The sequence below is a fragment of the Collinsella sp. Sow4_D11 genome, from assembly GCF_052116465.1.
GTDB lineage: Bacteria > Actinomycetota > Coriobacteriia > Coriobacteriales > Coriobacteriaceae > Collinsella.
The window spans coordinates 33488-51339 of sequence record NZ_JBQKLA010000003.1 but is presented as its reverse complement, the minus strand read 5'-3'; the positions used below and the strand labels follow the sequence as shown (position 1 = coordinate 51339).

Annotated in this window: 16 protein-coding genes and 1 tRNA gene; 13 read left to right on the top strand and 4 right to left on the bottom strand. The window is 60.0% G+C overall.

Translation table 11 applies throughout. The features are described 5' to 3' along the window. The first annotated feature begins 12 nt into the window (after positions 1-12). Both lysS and ACTQ40_RS02285 read left to right on the top strand, forming a co-directional pair. Positions 13-1977 carry a lysine--tRNA ligase gene (gene lysS / locus ACTQ40_RS02290; protein WP_154514782.1) on the top strand — a complete coding sequence of 655 codons (1965 nt, stop codon included), beginning with the start codon at positions 13-15 and terminating at the stop codon, positions 1975-1977. A gap of 314 nt (positions 1978-2291) precedes the next feature. Further along, positions 2292-3860 (top strand): threonine/serine ThrE exporter family protein, encoded by a 1569-nt coding sequence (locus tag ACTQ40_RS02285; protein ID WP_441535961.1) that lies wholly within the window; start codon positions 2292-2294, stop codon positions 3858-3860. Between the two features lie 102 nt (positions 3861-3962). Here ACTQ40_RS02285 and ACTQ40_RS02280 read toward each other — a convergent pair whose 3' ends face one another. Beyond that, positions 3963-4244 carry a hypothetical protein gene (locus ACTQ40_RS02280; protein WP_427727022.1) on the bottom strand — a complete coding sequence of 94 codons (282 nt, stop codon included), beginning with the start codon at positions 4242-4244 and terminating at the stop codon, positions 3963-3965. Between ACTQ40_RS02280 and ACTQ40_RS02275 the strand changes: the two genes are divergently transcribed. The 3 genes from ACTQ40_RS02275 to ACTQ40_RS02265 all read left to right on the top strand — a co-directional run bounded on the left by ACTQ40_RS02275 (position 4237) and on the right by ACTQ40_RS02265 (position 9372). Next, positions 4237-4764, top strand: a complete 528-nt coding sequence (locus ACTQ40_RS02275; protein WP_441563242.1) for a DUF2798 domain-containing protein — start codon at positions 4237-4239, stop codon at positions 4762-4764. The genes ACTQ40_RS02280 and ACTQ40_RS02275 overlap by 8 nt on opposite strands. 185 nt (positions 4765-4949) lie before the next feature. After that, positions 4950-7592 (top strand): ATP-dependent Clp protease ATP-binding subunit, encoded by a 2643-nt coding sequence (locus tag ACTQ40_RS02270; protein ID WP_441535963.1) that lies wholly within the window; start codon positions 4950-4952, stop codon positions 7590-7592. A gap of 322 nt (positions 7593-7914) precedes the next feature. Then, on the top strand, positions 7915-9372 hold the full coding sequence (locus ACTQ40_RS02265) for an aminoacyl-histidine dipeptidase (RefSeq protein WP_154514776.1): 1458 nt from the start codon (positions 7915-7917) through the stop codon (positions 9370-9372). Positions 9373-9452: 80 nt separating this feature from the next. On the opposite strand, the gene ACTQ40_RS02260 is transcribed toward ACTQ40_RS02265, so the two are convergent. Then, complete coding sequence (locus ACTQ40_RS02260; protein WP_441535964.1) at positions 9453-10037, bottom strand: manganese efflux pump MntP; 585 nt, start codon at positions 10035-10037, stop codon at positions 9453-9455. A gap of 248 nt (positions 10038-10285) precedes the next feature. Between ACTQ40_RS02260 and disA the strand changes: the two genes are divergently transcribed. From disA to ACTQ40_RS02225, 7 genes are all read left to right on the top strand, one after another. Then, the gene (disA, locus tag ACTQ40_RS02255) at positions 10286-11326 is read left to right on the top strand and encodes a DNA integrity scanning diadenylate cyclase DisA (RefSeq protein ID WP_370450554.1); all 1041 of its coding nucleotides are present in this window, start codon (positions 10286-10288) and stop codon (positions 11324-11326) included. Next, a complete protein-coding gene (gene ispD / locus ACTQ40_RS02250) occupies positions 11326-12054 on the top strand; it encodes a 2-C-methyl-D-erythritol 4-phosphate cytidylyltransferase (RefSeq protein WP_154514770.1) in 729 nt (242 codons plus the stop codon). The genes disA and ispD overlap by 1 nt, the downstream gene beginning before the upstream one ends. Then, a complete protein-coding gene (gene ispF, locus ACTQ40_RS02245; protein ID WP_427796171.1) occupies positions 12044-12538 on the top strand; it encodes a 2-C-methyl-D-erythritol 2,4-cyclodiphosphate synthase in 495 nt (164 codons plus the stop codon). The genes ispD and ispF overlap by 11 nt, the downstream gene beginning before the upstream one ends. A gap of 3 nt (positions 12539-12541) precedes the next feature. Further along, the gene (gene cysS, locus ACTQ40_RS02240; RefSeq protein ID WP_441038940.1) at positions 12542-14008 is read left to right on the top strand and encodes a cysteine--tRNA ligase; all 1467 of its coding nucleotides are present in this window, start codon (positions 12542-12544) and stop codon (positions 14006-14008) included. Positions 14009-14175: 167 nt separating this feature from the next. Then, positions 14176-15090, top strand: a complete 915-nt coding sequence (rlmB, locus tag ACTQ40_RS02235; RefSeq protein ID WP_427796169.1) for a 23S rRNA (guanosine(2251)-2'-O)-methyltransferase RlmB — start codon at positions 14176-14178, stop codon at positions 15088-15090. A gap of 3 nt (positions 15091-15093) precedes the next feature. After that, positions 15094-15771 (top strand): NYN domain-containing protein, encoded by a 678-nt coding sequence (locus ACTQ40_RS02230; RefSeq protein ID WP_154514764.1) that lies wholly within the window; start codon positions 15094-15096, stop codon positions 15769-15771. A 225-nt stretch (positions 15772-15996) separates the two neighbouring features. Then, positions 15997-16071: transfer RNA gene (locus tag ACTQ40_RS02225), tRNA-Thr, on the top strand. 54 nt (positions 16072-16125) lie between these two features. Here ACTQ40_RS02225 and ACTQ40_RS02220 read toward each other — a convergent pair. Continuing rightward, on the bottom strand, positions 16126-16515 hold the full coding sequence (locus tag ACTQ40_RS02220; RefSeq protein ID WP_441015100.1) for a hypothetical protein: 390 nt from the start codon (positions 16513-16515) through the stop codon (positions 16126-16128). A gap of 188 nt (positions 16516-16703) precedes the next feature. Then, a complete protein-coding gene (locus tag ACTQ40_RS02215) occupies positions 16704-16859 on the bottom strand; it encodes a hypothetical protein (RefSeq protein WP_441563241.1) in 156 nt (51 codons plus the stop codon). Between the two features lie 293 nt (positions 16860-17152). Here ACTQ40_RS02215 and ACTQ40_RS02210 point away from each other — a divergent pair, with 293 nt between their 5' ends. Beyond that, positions 17153-17824 (top strand): hypothetical protein, encoded by a 672-nt coding sequence (locus ACTQ40_RS02210; protein WP_441563240.1) that lies wholly within the window; start codon positions 17153-17155, stop codon positions 17822-17824. The last annotated feature ends 28 nt before the right edge of the window (positions 17825-17852 follow it).

The window sequence follows — 17852 nt, the reverse complement described above, 5'->3', positions numbered from 1 at the left end:
AGGAGCTAACTTATGGCAGAGAACCAAAACGCCGCCGAGCAGGCATCGACGCTCAACGACGAGCGTGCCACGCGCCTGGCCAAGCGCGCCGCCCTGTTCGAGGCGGGCCAGAACCCCTATCCCGAGCACTCCGAGATCGAGGACTACGTTGCCGACATCGAGGCTAAGTATGCCGATCTTGCCGATGGCGAAGACACCGAGGACGTCGTGAAGATCGGCGGCCGCGTGGTCGCCAAGCGTGGTCAGGGCAAGATCATGTTCATCGTCGTGCGCGACGCAACCGCCGAGATTCAGCTGTTCTGCCGCATCAACGACATGGACGAGGCAGCCTGGAATACGCTCAAGGCCCTCGACCTTGGCGATATCCTGGGTGTGACCGGTGTGGTTGTGCGCACTCAGCGCGGCCAGCTCTCCGTCGCCCCTAAGAGCGCGACCCTGCTCTCCAAGGCCGTTCGCCCGCTGCCCGAGAAGTTCCACGGTCTCTCCGACAAGGAGACCCGCTATCGTCAGCGCTACGTCGACCTGATCGCCAACGACGATGTTCGCGAGACCTTCCGCAAACGCTCGCAGATCCTCTCCACCTTCCGTCGCTTTATGGAGTCCGACGGCTACATGGAGGTCGAGACTCCCATTCTGCAGACCATTCAGGGTGGCGCTACGGCTAAGCCGTTCATCACGCACTTTAACGCTCTCGATCAGGAGTGCTACCTGCGCATTGCTACCGAGCTGCACCTCAAGCGCTGCATCGTCGGTGGCTTTGAGCGCGTCTTCGAGATCGGTCGTATCTTCCGTAACGAGGGCATGGACCTCACCCACAACCCCGAGTTCACCACGATGGAGGCCTACCGTGCCTTCTCCGATCTCGAGGGCATGAAGGCGCTCGCCCAGGGCGTCATCAAGGCTGCCAACAAGGCCATCGGCAACCCCGAGGTCATCGAGTACCAGGGCCAGACCATCGATCTTTCCGGTGAGTGGGCAAGCCGCCCCATGACTGATATTGTCTCTGACGTGCTCGGCAAGAAGGTCACCATCGACACGCCTGTCGAGGAGCTTGCTGCCGCCGCGCGCGAGAAGGGCCTGGAGATCAAGCCCGAGTGGACTGCAGGCAAGATCATCGCCGAGATTTACGATGAGCTGGGCGAGGACACCATCGTCAACCCGACCTTCGTGTGCGATTACCCCATCGAGGTCAGCCCGCTCGCCAAGCGTTTTGAGGACGATCCGCGTCTGACCCACCGCTTTGAGCTGGTCATCGCCGGCCACGAGTACGCCAACGCATTCTCCGAGCTCAACGACCCGGTCGACCAGGCTGAGCGCTTTGCCGCCCAGATGGCCGAGAAGGCCGGCGGCGACGATGAGGCCATGGAGTATGACGAGGACTACGTGCGCGCCCTCGAGTACGGTATGCCTCCCGCGGGCGGCATTGGCATTGGTATCGACCGCGTGGTCATGCTACTTACCAACCAGGCTTCTATCCGCGACGTCCTGCTGTTCCCGCACATGAAGCCCGAGAAGGGTTTCCAGTCCGGTGCCGCTGCCGCCAAGGCCGCCGAGGCCGGCAACGCCGCGAGCCCGTTCGTTAAGTCGCTTAAGCCCACGCTCGATTACTCCAAGATCGCCGTTGAGCCGCTGTTCGAGGAGTTCGTCGACTTCGATACCTTCTCCAAGAGCGATTTCCGCGCTGTGAAGGTCAAGGCGTGCGAGGCCGTCAAGAAGTCCAAGAAACTGCTGAACTTTACGCTCGACGACGGTACCGGTGCCGACCGCACCATCCTTTCTGGCATCCATGAATACTATGAGCCCGAGGACCTGGTCGGCAAGACCCTGCTCGCCATCACCAACCTTCCTCCGCGCAAGATGATGGGCATCCCCAGCTGCGGCATGCTCATCAGTGCCATCCACGAGGAGGAGGGCGAGGAGCGCCTCAATCTGATTCAGCTCGACGCTTCCATCCCCGCCGGCGCAAAGATGTACTAGGGGGTTACGCGGTTCTACGAACCGCGTAACGGCTCGACGCTGCGCGCCGCCCAGGGCGACAATTTGTCATTCAAAAGGCAAGGCATGACCAGAAGGTCTATGCCTTGCCTTTTTCATGCCAACTTGTTCGCCCTGGACGTCGCTCGCTGTCGTTGCCAAAACATCGGCGTTGCCGGAGTAGTCGTTGGGGACGTTCTTAAACGACTACCCAACGGCTATTGTGCACATGTCTCGCATGACAGTTGTCTCTTTTATGTTTCCTTTAGCCGTCGCTGTCTAGGATGGGGGTTAGTCGATAGGAAGGGAGCACCGGGATGGACGATGCGAGCGAGCGCGCAATCGAAGAGGACATGCTCGATCAGTTCAATTACTTTGATGATGAGGACGAGGAGCTGATCGACCGTCGCGAGCCAGCGCCGCTTGATTCCTTTGATCTGGTCGATGAAGAGACTGATGAGGTTGAGGACGAATCAACGGAGTCCCCACAGTCTTCGCGCCTTAACTCGCTGCTTTCGAGAGCCCCCATGCACCACGGCGTTCGTGCCGGCGCGCTCCATATGAAAACTGACTGGCACCAGATCGTGACGGCAGGCGATGAATTTGCCGTCGATGCGCCGCTCACCGATAAATCATCCATCGTCTGCCGCACCGGTATGCTTATGCTCGCGAGTGGAACGGGTGCCTGGCGCGTACGCGATACCATGAATCGAGTCGCCGCCGTACTCGGTGTCACCATCCATGTTGACTTAAGTCTCCTGTCGTTTGAGTGTACTTGCATCGAAGATGGCCACTGCTTTAACGAGGTCGTCAGTCTGCCGACAACCGGCGTCAACACCCATCGCATTTGGATGATGGAGAGTTTCCTCAAGGAAATCGAGACCTATGGTCGTCGCTTCACGGTGCACGAGTATCACGAGATGCTCAAGACCGTTGAGAGTTCAAAACCTGATTACGCGCCCTGGCAACAGGGCCTTGCGGCAGCCTGCGCCTGTGGCGCCTTTGTCTTTTTACTTGGTGGCGGTCCCATTGAGATGGCATGCGCGTTCGTGGGCGCGGGTGTCGGCAACTTTGCCCGCTCCCATATTCTCAAGCAAGGCCTTGGTCAGTTCAGCGCTTTGACGCTCGGTGTCGCACTGGCCTGTATCTCATATTTGCTGGCATTGCTCGGCCTCGCCCAGGTTGTTCCGGGTGCAATGTCGCACCAAGAAGGCTATATCGGCGCCATGCTCTTTGTGATTCCTGGCTTTCCGCTCATTACGGCAGGTCTCGACATCGCTAAGCTCGACATGCGAAGCGGTATCGAGCGTCTTTCGTATGCTGTGTCGATTATTGTGATGGCGACCCTCGTAGGTTGGATGGTTGCCGAGTGTGTGGGACTGGCGCCGGACGACTTTGCCCCACTGGGCCTTTCGCCGCTTGCCCTTACGCTCCTGCGCGTGGTGATGAGCTTCGTTGGCGTATTCGGCTTCTCGGTGATGTTCAACAGCCCGGTAAAGATGGCCGCGGCAGCTGGGTTGATCGGCGCCGTGTCAAATACCCTGCGTCTGACCCTTGTCGATGCGCCGACGATGATTCCCTTCCTGGGCCTCAGCACGGGAATGCCTCCCGAGGCAGCAGCGTTTATCGGCGCGCTGGTATCGGGTCTGCTGGCAAGCTTGGCCGAAGTCAAGCTCACCTACCCGCGCATCGCCCTCACGGTGCCTTCGATTGTCATTATGGTGCCCGGTCTGTATCTCTATCGCTCTATGTATTACATGTGCACCTTCGACACAGTCAATATGCTCGGCTGGTTTGTGCGCGCAGTGCTCATCGTAGCGTTTCTGCCCGTTGGGCTGGGTGTGGCGCGTACGCTCACCGACCCTCGCTGGCGCTACACCAGCTAATTGGTACAAGGGGGACAGGTTACTTTGCACCAAATGAGTTGCGGTGAAATAGGGACTGAATTGCTGCTTAAAGGGTCAAAACAGTCCGTATTCCACTGCAACTTATGGGGTCGGGGGATTATCGGTGCCCTGCATCTTCATAAACTCAACGCTTACGAAGCGCGCGCCGTTCGTGTTAGGGTAGTTCCACCACATAAGTAGTCGCAGACGCACGTACCACGGGCGGGCGAGATGAAGTCCCAGTAGCTCCATCTCGCCCGCCCGTTTTTGTTGTGCACCGCGGCGTAACACAGAAAGGATTTTGCCCTTTATGCCTATCAATAAACGAGAGAGCTTGCTGTTTACCTTTATCATGTGCTTTTGCATGGTGCTCTGGATGAGCATCTACAACGTTGCCCTGCAGCATGGGGCCATCAACGGCGAGGTCATTGCCGCCGCGTGGCTCGGCTTCCCCGTTGCCTATATTTTTGCCATGTGCTGCGACTGGTTTGTTGCCAGTCCCCTTGCCAAGGGTTTCGCTTTTAAATTCCTGGTCACGCCGGGTAAGAGCTCACCGCTTGCCATGACGCTCGCCGTCAGCTCCTGCATGGTCGTTCCCATGGTCATCATCATGTCGCTCTACGGCGCGTGCGAAGGCCTGCTCCATATGCCCGGCGGCCCGCTTGCCAATCTGCAGGTGCTGCCGATGATGTGGCTCGTCAACATTCCGCGCAACTTTATCATGGCCCTGCCCTGGAACCTGCTGGTGGCTGGTCCGGTTGCTCGCTTTATCTTCCGCCATGCCTTCCCCATGGGAACCGTCTTTGAAGAGCAGCATATGGAGCTCGTACGTATGCCGGGCGCTCCCGTTGCCGATGTCGTCGATGACGTTGCCGAGAGTATGGACGCCGAGCCCGTCTGCTAGGCAAGAGCCACTAACCTAGAGCGCCCGCCGCACCCGGCGATTCCTTTTTTGTAGACGTTGTCGTATGGCTGCACGCGGAAAAGGCCACAGCGGTTAACATATACTCCATATGGGTAAAGAGACCAAAGCGCCGCCACGAGTGGCGCTTTGCGTTTGAAAAACTAGCTCGTCTAAGAGGAACTAGCATGTTGGACCGTTTTACCGATCGCGCGCGCAAGGTCATGTCCATGGCCAAGCAGGAGGCGCTCGATCTTCACTCAAATAAGGTGGGTACCGAGCATCTGCTGCTCGCGCTCGCCAAGGAGGACGAGGGCATTGCCGCCGAGGCACTGCGCTCACTCGATATCTCCTACGATGACATCATGGACACGCTCAAGGAGGTCCAGACCACCGTTCCCGAGCCCAGCGAGGAGACCGAGGCCGCTAAGCTCGCCTTTACGCCGCTCGTCATCAGCGTGATGGAGCGTTCCTTCCGCGTGGCGCGCGAGAACAACCAGACCTATGTGTCGACCGAGCACCTGCTCATCGGTATCGTCGAAGAGGGCAACGGCATGGCCATGGACATTCTCATGCGCCTGGGTGTTTCGTCCGCTTCCATTAAAAAAGCCATCGAGAAGCTTACCGCCAAGGATCAAGACAAGAAGCGCCCGCTCGCCGGTGCCGGTGCCGGGCGTCCCGGTACAGGCCTGCCGTTCTTTAGCGGCTCGGACGCCTCGCAGCAAAAGGGGAGCGGCACCGACACGCTCAAGCAGTTCGCCACCAACCTTACGCAGAAGGCGCGCGACGGCGAGCTCGACCCGGTGATCGGTCGCGAAAAGGAAGTCCAGCGCATGATGGAGATCCTTTCGCGCCGCACCAAGAACAACCCGCTTATCTTGGGTGACCCCGGCGTGGGCAAGACGGCCATCGTCGAGGGCCTGGCGCAGCAGATCGCTGCCGGCAACGTGCCCGAGAACCTTATGAACCAGAACATCTGGACGCTCGACCTGCCGGGTCTTGTCGCGGGCGCCAAATATCGCGGTGAGTTTGAGGAGCGTCTCAAGAACGTAATCCAGGAGGCAACCGAAGCCGACGACGTCATCCTGTTTATCGACGAGATGCACACCATCATCGGTGCCGGTTCTGCCGAGGGATCCATCGATGCAAGCTCCATGCTCAAGCCCGTGCTCGCGCGCGGCGCTTTCCAGATCATCGGTGCCACCACGGCCGAGGAGTTCCGCAAGTACCTCACCAAGGACCCGGCCTTCGAGCGCCGCTTCCAGACCATCGATGTTGAGGAGCCAAGCGTCGAGGACACGGTCAAGATCCTGACCGCGCTCAAGCCGCGCTACGAGGAGCACCACCACGTGCGCTATACGCAGGGTGCCATCGAGGCCGCCGCGAACCTCTCCAACCGCTACATCCAGGATCGCTTCCTGCCCGATAAGGCCATCGACCTCATCGACGAGGCCGGCGCCCGCGCCCGCATTGCCGCCAACCGTGCGCCTGAGCCGGTGCGCGAGGCCGAGCATCGCGTGGAGGAGCTCAAGGCTGCCGCGCAGGAGGCCACCGAGGGCGACGACATGAACAAGGCCGCCGAGATTACCGAGCAGCAGAAGGCTGCCGAGATTGAGCTCGCCGAGGCCAAGGCAGCTTGGACGGCCGAGCTCGACGCCAGCCCGCTCACCATCGATGTCGCCCAGGTTGCCGACATCGTGTCCGTGACCTCGGGCGTGCCGGTGTCTTCGCTCACCGAGAGCGAAAGCCGTCGTCTGTTGCAGACCGAAAGCGTGCTCAAGACCCGCATTATCGGCCAGGATGAGGCTGTCGAGGCCGTGGCCAAGGCAGTGCGCCGCAGCCGCTCGCCGCTCAAGGACCCGCGTCGTCCCGGCGGCAGCTTTATCTTCTTGGGTCCTACCGGCACAGGCAAGACCGAGCTCGCCAAGACGCTCGCCGAGTATCTCTTTGGCAGCAAGGACGCGCTCATCAGCTTCGACATGTCGGAGTTTGGCAGCGAGTTCGAGGTCTCCAAGCTTATCGGTAGCCCCCCGGGCTACGTGGGCCACGACGAGGGCGGTCAGCTCACCAAGGCCGTTCGCCGTCACCCGTACTCGGTCGTGCTGTTCGACGAGATCGAGAAGGCGCACCCCGATATCTTCAACATCTTGCTGCAGGTGCTTGAGGAGGGTCGCCTGACCGATAGCCAGGGCAAGACGGTCGATTTCCGCAACACCGTGATCATCATGACGTCCAACGTGGGCGCCCGCGAGATTGCGCAGGATGCGAGCGTTGGCTTTGGCACCACCGGTGAGCAGGGTCTTACCTCGAGCGAGATTAAGGGCCGTGCGATGGGCGAACTCAAGCGCCTGTTCCGCCCCGAGCTGCTCAACCGTATCGATGACATCGTGGTGTTTCAGAAGCTTTCGGGCGAGAACCTGACCAAGATCGCTCACCTGCTGGTGGACGACCTGCGCCAGCGCCTGATTGCCAACGGCATGAACATCAAACTCACCGATGCGGCCTACGACAAGATCGTAGCCGAGGGTACCGACCTCACCAACGGCGCACGTCCGCTGCGCCGCGCCATCCAAAAGCTCATCGAGGATCCGCTATCCGAGGAGCTGCTGGCCGGCGAGTGGGGCAGCGGCGATACCGTCATGTGCGACGTGGCCGACGGCAAGTTCGTCTTTAGCCACGGTACGGGCGAGATCCCAGCGCCGCGTCCGGCAGGTGCGCTTGGGGGCGATACCGCTCCGGAAGCGCCGCACACCGGAAACGCCGCGCCTGTGAGCAGTGGCGTAAGCTCGGGCCCCGGCGGCATGATGCAAGCCGGTTCCGGCGCGCTGTAGGGCGTAACAAAACCTTGTGTCCACGAGGGCGTTCCAAAGGAGCGCCCTTTTTTGTTGGAAAGGCCCCTCGTTCAAAGCAAATCTCATTAAACATACCAACGGTGTATGCATAAGCGTTGATCAGGCGTTGAGGTTGGTTGAAGGGTCCAACGTCCCTTCGGCGCGGTCCGTCTACCTGCTTTATCTTAATAAAGCGGCGTTTCTCCGCCGTTAGCCGATGATGCGAGAGCGCTCGGCGTTTTCGACTGGTTTATGCAAACGAAGTCTGGGAATATACAAGGCGCATGTCTTATTGTCTAACCAGTTGCGCCAAGGAGGCACCATGGACTACAAGATCACCGGCTATGAGCCCGCCCAGCTGTTCCATTTCTTTGAGGAGGTCAGCGCGATCCCCCGTGGGTCTGGCAACGAGAAGGGCATCAGCGATTTCCTGGTTGCGTTTGCCAAGGAGCGCGGTCTCGATGTGTATCAGGACGAGGTCTACAACGTCATCATTCGCAAGCCCGCATCTGCCGGTGCCGAGAATGCCCCGACCGTGATGCTGCAGGGCCACATCGATATGGTGTGCGACAAGTTGGGCTCCGTTGAGCACGACTTTACGACCGATGGTATCGATCTGCTCGTCAAGGACGGCGTTCTCACCGCTAACGGCACCACGCTGGGCGCCGACAACGGTATCGCCGTCGCTCTGATGCTCACTGTTCTCGATGACGATTCGATCGTTCACCCCGCCCTCGAGTGCGTATTCACCACCGACGAGGAGACTGGCCTGGTCGGCGCCGAGACGCTCGACAAGTCCCAGATTAGCGCCCGCACCATGATCAACCTTGACTCCGAGGAAGAGGGCGTTGCCACCGTCAGCTGCGCCGGCGGCGTCGTCGTTACCTACACCTGCCCGATCGCGCGCGAGCACAAGACCGGTAGCACCCTCACGTTCGACATCTCCGGCCTGCTGGGCGGTCACTCCGGCAGCGATATCCACCTGGAGCGCGGCAACGGCAACCTCATCATGGCCCGCATCATCGACCGCCTGATGGTTGCCGGCGAGCCCGCCATCGTTAGCTTTAACGGCGGCACCAAGGACAACGCCATCAACCGTGAGTGCAAGGCTGTTCTGGTCTACGCCGACCACGCTGCCGCCGAGGCCGCGGCCCAGATCGCAAAGGGCATTATCGCCGACGTCACTGCCGAGCTCGAGGTCTTCGACCCCGGCTTTACCTGCACTGTCGAGATTGCCGACGACGCCGAGGTCGAGGCCATGGACGAGAAGTCCGCGCTTGCCCTCATCCGCGCCCTGCGTCTTGCCCCCAACGGCGTGATCCGTCGCAACGTCGCTACCGACGGCTCCGTTGAGGTTTCCTCCAACATCGGTGTGGTTGCCACTTCTGACGACGAGGTCAAGATCATGCTGTCCCCGCGCTCCTCGATCACCTCGCTGCAGAACGAGTTCAAGGACCGCCTGCAGACGCTGGCCGATGTCCTGGGCTTCGACGCCAAGTTTGAGTTCGAGTATCCCGGCTGGAGCTATGCCGAGCATTCGCCGGTCCGCGACGTCTTTGTCGAGAGCTATCGCGAGCTCTTTGGCTCCGAGCTGCGCATCGAGTCCATTCACGCCGGCCTTGAGTGCGGCCTGTTTGCCGAGGCCCTGCACGGCCTGGACGCCATCGCCGTGGGCCCGACGCTCTCCGATGTCCACACCCCGGACGAGAGCATGGAGCTCGCTTCTGCCGAGCGCTTCTACGAGCTGCTCATCGACGTCCTCAAGCGCCTTGCCGCGTAAAGGTCGCCTTGGTTAAGCCGCTCTAAAACGGCTGGCTATGAAAACGGCCGCCTGGCGTAATGCCGGGCGGCCGTTATTCGTTACAGTGCGAGGATCCCAAGGTGCTCAAGTAGGATCTTAAGCCCGATGAGGACGAGTACGACGCCACCCACGATGGTGGCGGGTTTTTCGTAGCGCGCGCCAAAGGTGTGACCGATCGCTACGCCGGCGACGGAGAAGATAAACGTTGTGACGCCGATAAGTGATACAGAGGGCACGATATCGACCGAGAGCGCGGCAAACGAGATGCCCACGGCGAGCGCGTCAATCGAGGTGGCGATGGCAAGGATTAGGTACTCGCCCAGGTCGATCTTTTCGGCATCCTTGCCGTCGCCTTCGTCCTCATCCTCGTCTTCGGTAAAGGCTTCCCACAGCATCTTGCCGCCGATAAAGGCCAAAAGGATAAAGGCGACCCAATGGTCTGTGGGACCGATGATGCCCATGAACTGGCTACCGAGTGCCCAGCCGATTACGGGCATGCCGGCCTGAAAGCCGCCAAAGAACAGGCCGAGCACAACGGCGACTTTAAGGTTGATCTTTTTCATGCCGAGACCCTTGCAGATGGAAACGGCAAAGGCGTCCATCGAAAGGCCAACGGCGAGCAACACGAGCTCTGCGAGTCCCATAGTCTGGCCCCCTCTCTGCGGGCGAACCCGATTACACGACCACTCCCTCATTTATATGAGACCCGATGCTACCACATGAGCAGCCAAAAGAGCCCCGTCCCAAATGAGCTACCTAAGCGGTGTTCGCTCATTCTGTAAGCATCGGAATTTGCGGGCGTCACAGGGGCAAACCGTGAGAAACTTATTGACGTTTATGGAGCGTATACGATGGGAGCGATGCCTTGGATAAGAACGAGCTGCAAAAGCGTATGGAACAGGCCATCCGCCTGACGGCACCTGGTCAGCCGATCCGCACCGCCCTTGACATGATCATCGCCGGTCACCTGGGCGCCCTTATCTGCGTCGGCGACACCGAAAACGTGCTCGCTGCCGGTAACGACGGCTTCCCGCTCAACATTTCGTTTACCTCGAACCGCCTGTTCGAGCTTTCCAAGATGGACGGCGCCATCGTCATCGACGGCGACCTTACCCAGATCCTGCGCGCCAATTTCCACCTCAATCCCGACCCCTCGCTCGCCACGAGCGAGACGGGCATGCGTCACCGTACTGCCGCTCGCATGTCGGTGCTCACCGACGCCATCGTGATCTCGGTCTCGGCCCGTCGTGCCGTCGTCAACGTGTATGTGCACGGCAAGAGCTATGAGATTCAGCCCGTCACCACCATCATGAGCTCGGTCAACCAGCTCGTCGCTACGCTTCAGACCACCCGTCAGTCGCTCGACCGCTCCCTGCTGCGTCTGACGGCCCTCGAGCTGGACGACTACGTCACGCTCGCCGACATCACCGGCATTTTCTCGAGTTTCGAGATCATGCAGCAGGCAAAGACCGAGCTTAAGGATTGCATTGTCAAGCTGGGCAACCAGGGCAAGCTCGTGCAGATGCAGCTCGAGCAGCTCGCCGGCTCCAGCATGGATACCGAATACGACTTGATGATTCGCGACTACGCAAGCGATTCCTCCGAGGCAAACGCCGAGAAGATCCGTGCCGAGCTTAGCCGTATGACGCCCAAGGACTTGTCCGACCCGCAGCATGTGGCGGCGGTTCTGGGTTACGACGACCTGGACGAGGACTCCGTCATGACGCCGCTGGGCCTGCGCACGCTTTCGCGCGTGTCCGTCGTGCGCGACGGCGTGGCCGAGAAGATCGTCGACGAGTATGGCTCGCTGCAGGAGCTCATGGACGACATCAGCAAGGATCCGGAGCGCCTGGGCGACTTTGGCGTTAACAACCCTGCCATTCTTGCGGACTCCCTGTACCGCATGAAGGGCACCAAACAGGGGAACGCATAATGGCGCCCGTATGCGCCGTGGTCGTTGCCGGTGGCAGCGGCCAGCGCTTTGGTAATCCCGGTGGCAAGCAGCTCGTCAATGTAGCGGGCCGTCCGCTTATGAGCTGGTCCATCCGCGCGTTTGACCGTAGCGATAAGGTCGGCCACATCGTCGTGGTTTGCCCTGCCGAGCGTCGTGCCGAGATGCGCCGCCTGGCCATCAGCCCGTATTCGTATAACACACCCATCAGCTTCGCCGATGCCGGCGATACTCGCCAGGACTCCACTCGTGCCGGCGTGCATGCGGTGCCGGCAGGCTTTGAATACGTCGCCATTCACGACGGCGCTCGTCCGCTCATTACTACCGAGGCCATCGATCACGCTATCGACGTGCTCGTGAGTGACCGCTCGCTCGACGGTGTCGTGTGTGGCCAGCCCGCGATCGACACGCTCAAGATCGTCGATGGGGACAACATCGTCGAGACGCCGCCACGCGAACTCTATTGGGCCGCGCAGACGCCGCAGATCTTTAGTGTCGACGCCATGAAACGCGCCCATGCCGCGGCGATTGCCGAGGGCTTTATCGGTACGGACGATTCGTCACTGGTCGAGCGCATGGGTGGGCGCGTCCGCTGCGTCCAGAGCCCGCGCGACAACCTTAAGGTGACGGTGCCCGAGGACTTGCGTCCCGTAACCGCGATTTTGCTCGGGCGGATGGCCGAGAGAGAGGACCTTCCCCATGTTCAGTAACCTGCGCATTGGCCACGGCTACGACGTCCACCGTTTGGTGGAGGGGCGTCGATGTATCATCGGCGGGGTCGACATTCCCTACGAGCGCGGCCTGCTGGGCCACTCGGATGCCGATGTGCTCGCGCACGCGCTGTCCGACGCTATTCTGGGCGCCTGCCGCGGGGGAGACATTGGCAAGCTGTTCCCCGACACCGACCCCGCCTACGAGGGTGCCGACTCGATGGTGTTGCTTGCCCGCGTAATGGACTATGCGCGCGAGCTGGGCTTTGAGTTTGTCGATGCCGACTGCACCATTGCCTGCCAGCAGCCTAAGATCACCCCGCACCGCGATGCCATGCGTGCCAACTTGGCCCACGCCCTGGGCGTTGACGTCGAAAACGTGGGCGTCGCCGCCACCACGACCGAAAAGCTCGGTTGGGAAGGTCAAGGCGAGGGAATTGGCGCCTGGGCCGTCTGCCTGCTACAGAAAACCGTTAAGGAGTAACGAATGCGTATCTACAACAGCGCTACCCATAAAAAGGAAGAGTTCCAGCCCATCGAGCCCGGCAAGGTCCGCATGTACGTGTGCGGCCCCACGGTTTACGACAACATCCACATCGGCAACGCACGCACGTTCATCAGCTTCGATGTGATTCGACGCTGGCTCATCGCGAGCGGCTACGAGGTCACGTTCGCCCAGAACCTCACCGATGTCGACGACAAGATCATCAAGCGCGCCAACGAGCAGGGCCGTACGGCCGCCGAGGTCGCGACGGAGTTCTCGGATAAGTTTATTGGCGTCATGCGCGCTGCCAACGTGCTCGATCCCGATGTGCGCCCTCGCGCCACCAAGGAGATCGGCCCCATGATTGCCATGATCAAGGCGCTCATCGAGCAGGGCCACGCTTACGCCGCCGATAACGGCGACGTGTACTTTTCCGTGCGCAGCGATCCCAACTACGGTCAGGTCTCGGGCCGCAACATCGACGACCTTATGGTGGGTGCGCGTATCGAGGAGAACGAGGACAAGAACGACCCGCTCGACTTTGCCCTGTGGAAGGCCGCCAAGCCCGGCGAGCCCAGCTGGCCGAGCCCCTGGGGCGAGGGCCGTCCCGGTTGGCATACCGAGTGCGCCGCCATGGTGCACCGCTACCTGGGTACCCCGATCGACATTCACGGCGGTGGCTCCGACCTTGCCTTCCCGCATCACGAGAACGAGTGCGCCCAGGCTGCCTGCGCCTGGCACCAGGGCTTCTCCAACACCTGGATGCACACGGGCATGCTGCTGGTCGACGGCGAGAAGATGTCCAAGTCGCTTGGTAACTTCTTTACGCTGGCCGAGGTGCTCGAGCAGCACTCCGCTGCCGCCCTGCGCCTGCTGATGCTGCAGACGAGCTATCGCTCGCCGCTCGACTTCTCCTGGGAGCGCCTGGAGGGTGCCGAGAATTCGCTCACGCGTATCGCCGGTACGGTCGAGAACCTGCGCTGGGCCGCGAACCATGCGACGGCCGATGCCGATGAGGCAGCATCTGAGGCGTTTGCCGCCAAGGCTGCCGAGACCCGTGCCACCTTTAAGGAGTGCATGGACGACGACTTTAACACCGCCGGTGCCATGGGCGCCGTCTTTGGTTTTGTCACCGAGTGCAATCAGTATCTGGAGCAGGCGGGCGACGCTGCCGACAAGGCCGCGGCTCTTGCTGCCGCCGATACGCTGGTCGAGCTGCTCGATACGTTTGGCGTTGAGCTTCCCGAGCCCAAGGTCGAGCTGCCGCTGGGCCTTTTGGGCGTTGCCGCCGGCTTGGTCGCCTACACTGGTGACGACGTGGACGAGGCCGCTGCCAAGATTCTCGAGGCTCGCGCCGAGGCCCGTGCCGCCAAAAACTGGGACTTGGCAGACGCCATCCGCGATCAACTCAAGGACCTGGGCCTGACGATTGAAGATACCGCCGCCGGCACCCGTATCAAATCCCTCTAACCCCTGCGGGTTTCCCAAGCACCCGACCGCCCGAGCCACGGCACCTTGCCTTTCAATCGTCGGGCATGACCTCAAGGTCTATGCCCTCTTCTTTCAAGGCAATCTGCCGCACTTCGGGCGGTCGGTCTATTTGTTTCGTTTGATAGTTGTATTTAGGAGGCCGTCCTATGGCCGACAATCGCAAGCGCGCGCCTCGTGGCGGCAAACAGGCCGCTTCTGGCTCGCGTCCGATTCGCCGAAATGACCGCGCTGCCGCTTCCAAGGGCCAGCGCGATCGCACCCAAGCTGCGCGTCCGCAGCGCGATCGCAACCGCGACGCTGTCCAGGCTCCCAAGGGCGAGTTTATCGAAGGTCGTCGCGCTGCCGTCGAGGCGCTGCGCACCGGTTTTCCCATCAAGTGCGCGCTCATTGCCGAGGGCGGGGAGCGCGATGCCGCCCTGTCTCGTCTGGTCGATGACCTCAACGCCGCGGGTGTCCGCATTAAGTATGTGCCGCGCGCGCAGCTCGATGCGCTGTCGAGCCATGGCGCTCACCAGGGCATTGCGCTCGAGGTGGGTAACTTCCCTTATGCCGATGTCGCCGATATCCTCGACCGTGCAGGCGAGGGTCCGGCACTTGTCGTGGTGCTCGACCACGTGACCGATGACGGCAACTTTGGCGCCATCGTGCGCTCCGCCGAGGTTGTAGGCGCCGCGGGCGTCATTATTGCCAACAAGCGCGCTGCCGGCGTGACCGTGGGCAGCTACAAGACCTCAGCCGGCGCCGTCATGCATCTGCCTATCGCACAGGTCCCCAATATCGCTCGTGCACTCGACGATCTTAAGGCCGCTGGCTTTTGGGTGGGCGGTGCCTCCGAGCACGCCGAGGGCAGTTGCTGGGATGCTCCCTTCGAGGGCCGCGTGGCGCTTGTCATGGGCTCCGAGGGCGACGGTATCTCGCGCCTGGTACTCGAGAAATGCGACTTTTTGACCAAGCTTCCTCAGCGTGGCATGACCGAGAGCCTCAACGTTGCCCAGGCAACGACGGCACTGTGCTTTGAGTGGCTACGTCGCAACGCCGGCGAGCTCATGGGGGAGGAGTAGCGCATGTCCAAGAAGAACCGCGCCAAGTCTAAGGCCAAGCGCTTTGGCGAAGGCTCGGCCAAGCCGATTGTCTCGGCCGCGACCTACGGCGTAGGCGGCAATGCGTTTGCGCAGGCTATCGCCGACCCGGTCTCCACGGTGCACTCCAATAAGCCCGAGCTGCTGGTGGTCGACGGCTACAACGTGATCCACTGCACGCCGCGCTACGAAAAGCTCGTGTACGACCATTCCGACGATCCGTATTCCAGCGACGTTCACGATATGGCGCGCACCGCCCTTATCAACGACGTTGCCGCCTTTGCCCAGGGCCGCTACGAGGCCGTGATTGTGTTTGACGGCGCTGGCAATATCTCTAGCGAGCGCCCCAACCTGCCGGCTCGCGGCGTGCGCATCGAGTTTTCGCCGACGGGTGTATCGGCCGATACCGTGGTACAAAAGCTCTGCATTGAGGCGCGCGAGGAAGGCCGCGCGTGCTCCGTGGTATCGAGTGACGGCACAATTCAAGCCGTCGTCATGGGCAAGGGCGTTACACGCATCTCGAGCCGCATGCTGGTGGACGAGATCAAACAGATCGATAACGACGTCCGCGAGGCAGAGGAGGCTCCGCAGATCAAGATGACTCTGGGCAGTCGCCTGAGCCCCGAGGCACTGGCCAAACTCAAGGCCCTGCGCGGGAGGTAGGTAAACCTTCTATGGGGAGCTGCTTTCTCGATTGATCAACCAACTGGTTTGTAATCAATGGGTTGCGGCTTGGCATCGCCAAAACGAATAGTTTTTGGTTCTGGCGAACAGATAAAACTATTCGTTCTGACGAATAGTTTTGAGATATGGTCGATCAAAGGGCCTGTTGCGCCCCGTCCGCAATTCCTTTATTCTTAATTGGCTTCGCGCGAAAGCGCCAAGTGTGCCAGTGTGGCGCAACGGTAGCGCAACTGATTTGTAATCAGTGGGTTGCGGGTTCGATTCCTGTCACTGGCTCCATGAGAGTTTCGGGCTCTGTTCCCTAGTGGGACAGGGCCCGTTTCTTGTGGGCAGCTAGATTCGACTGCCCGCCGTCAGTTTAAAAGCTTTCAGGTACAAGATGCCGCCGATAACGTACATGCAGGCATCAAGCGGATCTGGGGTACTAAACTCGAGCACCATGGGCGCAAGTACTTCCCAGCAGATTGAGCATCCCACCGATAATGCCAAGCTACTTGCAAAGTTGCATATCGGCGTTTTCCCACTCACCACTTCGCAGAGGACGTTTACGTAGGCGGGAAAAATGATTCCTCCGCACAGATCTCCGAGCTGATAATGGGCGAAGTCGTAGGGGAGGAAAAAGTCGAAGCTCGCAATGTATCTGTTAACGAGATACACGATGCCGGCAAGCAGCGGCAGAAGATTTGCGCTGGAAATAAGCGCAGATCTGAATCGTTTAGCCACAGACCGCAAACATAGTCAGGCCAAGGCAAATGCCCAAAGCAATGATGATGATCTGGCTGCAGCCGTTACCCGAAGGGACCATGACACTCTCTTTCTCGATACATTAGTAAATTAAAGTATGCCACAGCCAGCAGCGTATTTGTTGAGCAACAACCCGTGGCCGCCGGCACGCTTTCGGTTTGTATCGCCTAAAACGTCAGTCGAATGACCGGGTGCCCGCCGTGATAACTCTTGACAATAGCGCTGGCGTTATCGACAGCCACGAGATTCCTGAGCCTATTGGGGAATCCGCCCGCAATGAGGGCAAATACGACGGCGATGGCAAGGGCACAGTACGTGACCAAGCGTGCCTTCTTGCGAAATTCCCCAAGCTGATCGACCTTATCTCAGTAAAACATTCTGGCGATGATTAGTTGCTTGTGGAGTGTCGCACATGCGGAGGTAGAGGGTGGGGCGTCTCGGCGACGTTGCGTATGGGTGCACCTGCAACGGTATGTCATTCCGCCCAGTTAACCCTCCAGCCCACAATAACCAAGCACTGCTTGGTCGTTTGATATGGCCCCACAAAAGAGAATGGGATCAACAAGGTCAGCGAAACGGAATCGTTGGCATCAGGTCTACGGAAAGGAAAAAGACCATGATTTACCCTCTTTGCGACATTGCCGGCAGGGACAGGGAAACAGATAAGCCGATCGTCAGTACTTGTGTCATGGATATGCAGATGCAGCTACTACGCTACTTTCGCGATTATGGCTTGGATAACGATCCGGATTGGCGCGAGTCCCTCGATGCCATTCTCGAGTCTCAACGAGAAGACGGTTGTTTTCCTCTGAGCAGCTATTGCCATATGCCCAGTGATGCACGTGTCGATTTTCTCTATCGACCTACGTACGCTTGCTGCCAGATCATGATGCGAGCCCTATTGGGTGGAAAGCTATCGGACGAGCAGGAGCAACGCGTCAAAACTGCCCTGTCTCGCGGCCTTGCTTTTTCCTGCGGGCGTGGTCTTAATGGTCACGGTATCGAAGATCTTGAGCGCCAGTGCGAGGATGTTGCCGATTTTGGCCATGCGGGGATTACGGAAATGGCCGAGCGTTATCCCATGCTGTGCCCCGAGTTTTTCTCTCTCATTAACAAAATTGGAGACGAATACGTTGAGCGAATCGCCAACGGGGATGTGATTTACTACTTTGGATCAAATCTTGCACAGAAGATTTTGACGGCGGCAGAGTCCCTGGGCCGGACCAATCTGTCGCTCGACAAAATCCAGCGCTATCTTGAGGTGGACTCGAAGAGAAAAAATCGATAGGTTAAAGATTAGAAAGGCGGGCGCCGCC

What these genes read in the sequence shown, in the direction of transcription:
- lysS (WP_154514782.1), top strand. Translation starts at nt 13, where the DNA reads ATGGCAGAGAACCAAAACGCCGCCGAGCAGGCATCGACGCTCAACGAC.
- ACTQ40_RS02285 (WP_441535961.1), top strand. Translation starts at nt 2,292, where the DNA reads ATGGACGATGCGAGCGAGCGCGCAATCGAAGAGGACATGCTCGATCAG.
- ACTQ40_RS02275 (WP_441563242.1), top strand. Translation starts at nt 4,237, where the DNA reads ATGAGCATCTACAACGTTGCCCTGCAGCATGGGGCCATCAACGGCGAG.
- ACTQ40_RS02280 (WP_427727022.1), bottom strand. Translation starts at nt 4,244, where the DNA reads ATGCTCATCCAGAGCACCATGCAAAAGCACATGATAAAGGTAAACAGC.
- ACTQ40_RS02270 (WP_441535963.1), top strand. Translation starts at nt 4,950, where the DNA reads ATGTTGGACCGTTTTACCGATCGCGCGCGCAAGGTCATGTCCATGGCC.
- ACTQ40_RS02265 (WP_154514776.1), top strand. Translation starts at nt 7,915, where the DNA reads ATGGACTACAAGATCACCGGCTATGAGCCCGCCCAGCTGTTCCATTTC.
- ACTQ40_RS02260 (WP_441535964.1), bottom strand. Translation starts at nt 10,037, where the DNA reads ATGGGACTCGCAGAGCTCGTGTTGCTCGCCGTTGGCCTTTCGATGGAC.
- disA (WP_370450554.1), top strand. Translation starts at nt 10,286, where the DNA reads ATGGAACAGGCCATCCGCCTGACGGCACCTGGTCAGCCGATCCGCACC.
- ispD (WP_154514770.1), top strand. Translation starts at nt 11,326, where the DNA reads ATGGCGCCCGTATGCGCCGTGGTCGTTGCCGGTGGCAGCGGCCAGCGC.
- ispF (WP_427796171.1), top strand. Translation starts at nt 12,044, where the DNA reads ATGTTCAGTAACCTGCGCATTGGCCACGGCTACGACGTCCACCGTTTG.
- cysS (WP_441038940.1), top strand. Translation starts at nt 12,542, where the DNA reads ATGCGTATCTACAACAGCGCTACCCATAAAAAGGAAGAGTTCCAGCCC.
- rlmB (WP_427796169.1), top strand. Translation starts at nt 14,176, where the DNA reads ATGGCCGACAATCGCAAGCGCGCGCCTCGTGGCGGCAAACAGGCCGCT.
- ACTQ40_RS02230 (WP_154514764.1), top strand. Translation starts at nt 15,094, where the DNA reads ATGTCCAAGAAGAACCGCGCCAAGTCTAAGGCCAAGCGCTTTGGCGAA.
- ACTQ40_RS02210 (WP_441563240.1), top strand. Translation starts at nt 17,153, where the DNA reads ATGATTTACCCTCTTTGCGACATTGCCGGCAGGGACAGGGAAACAGAT.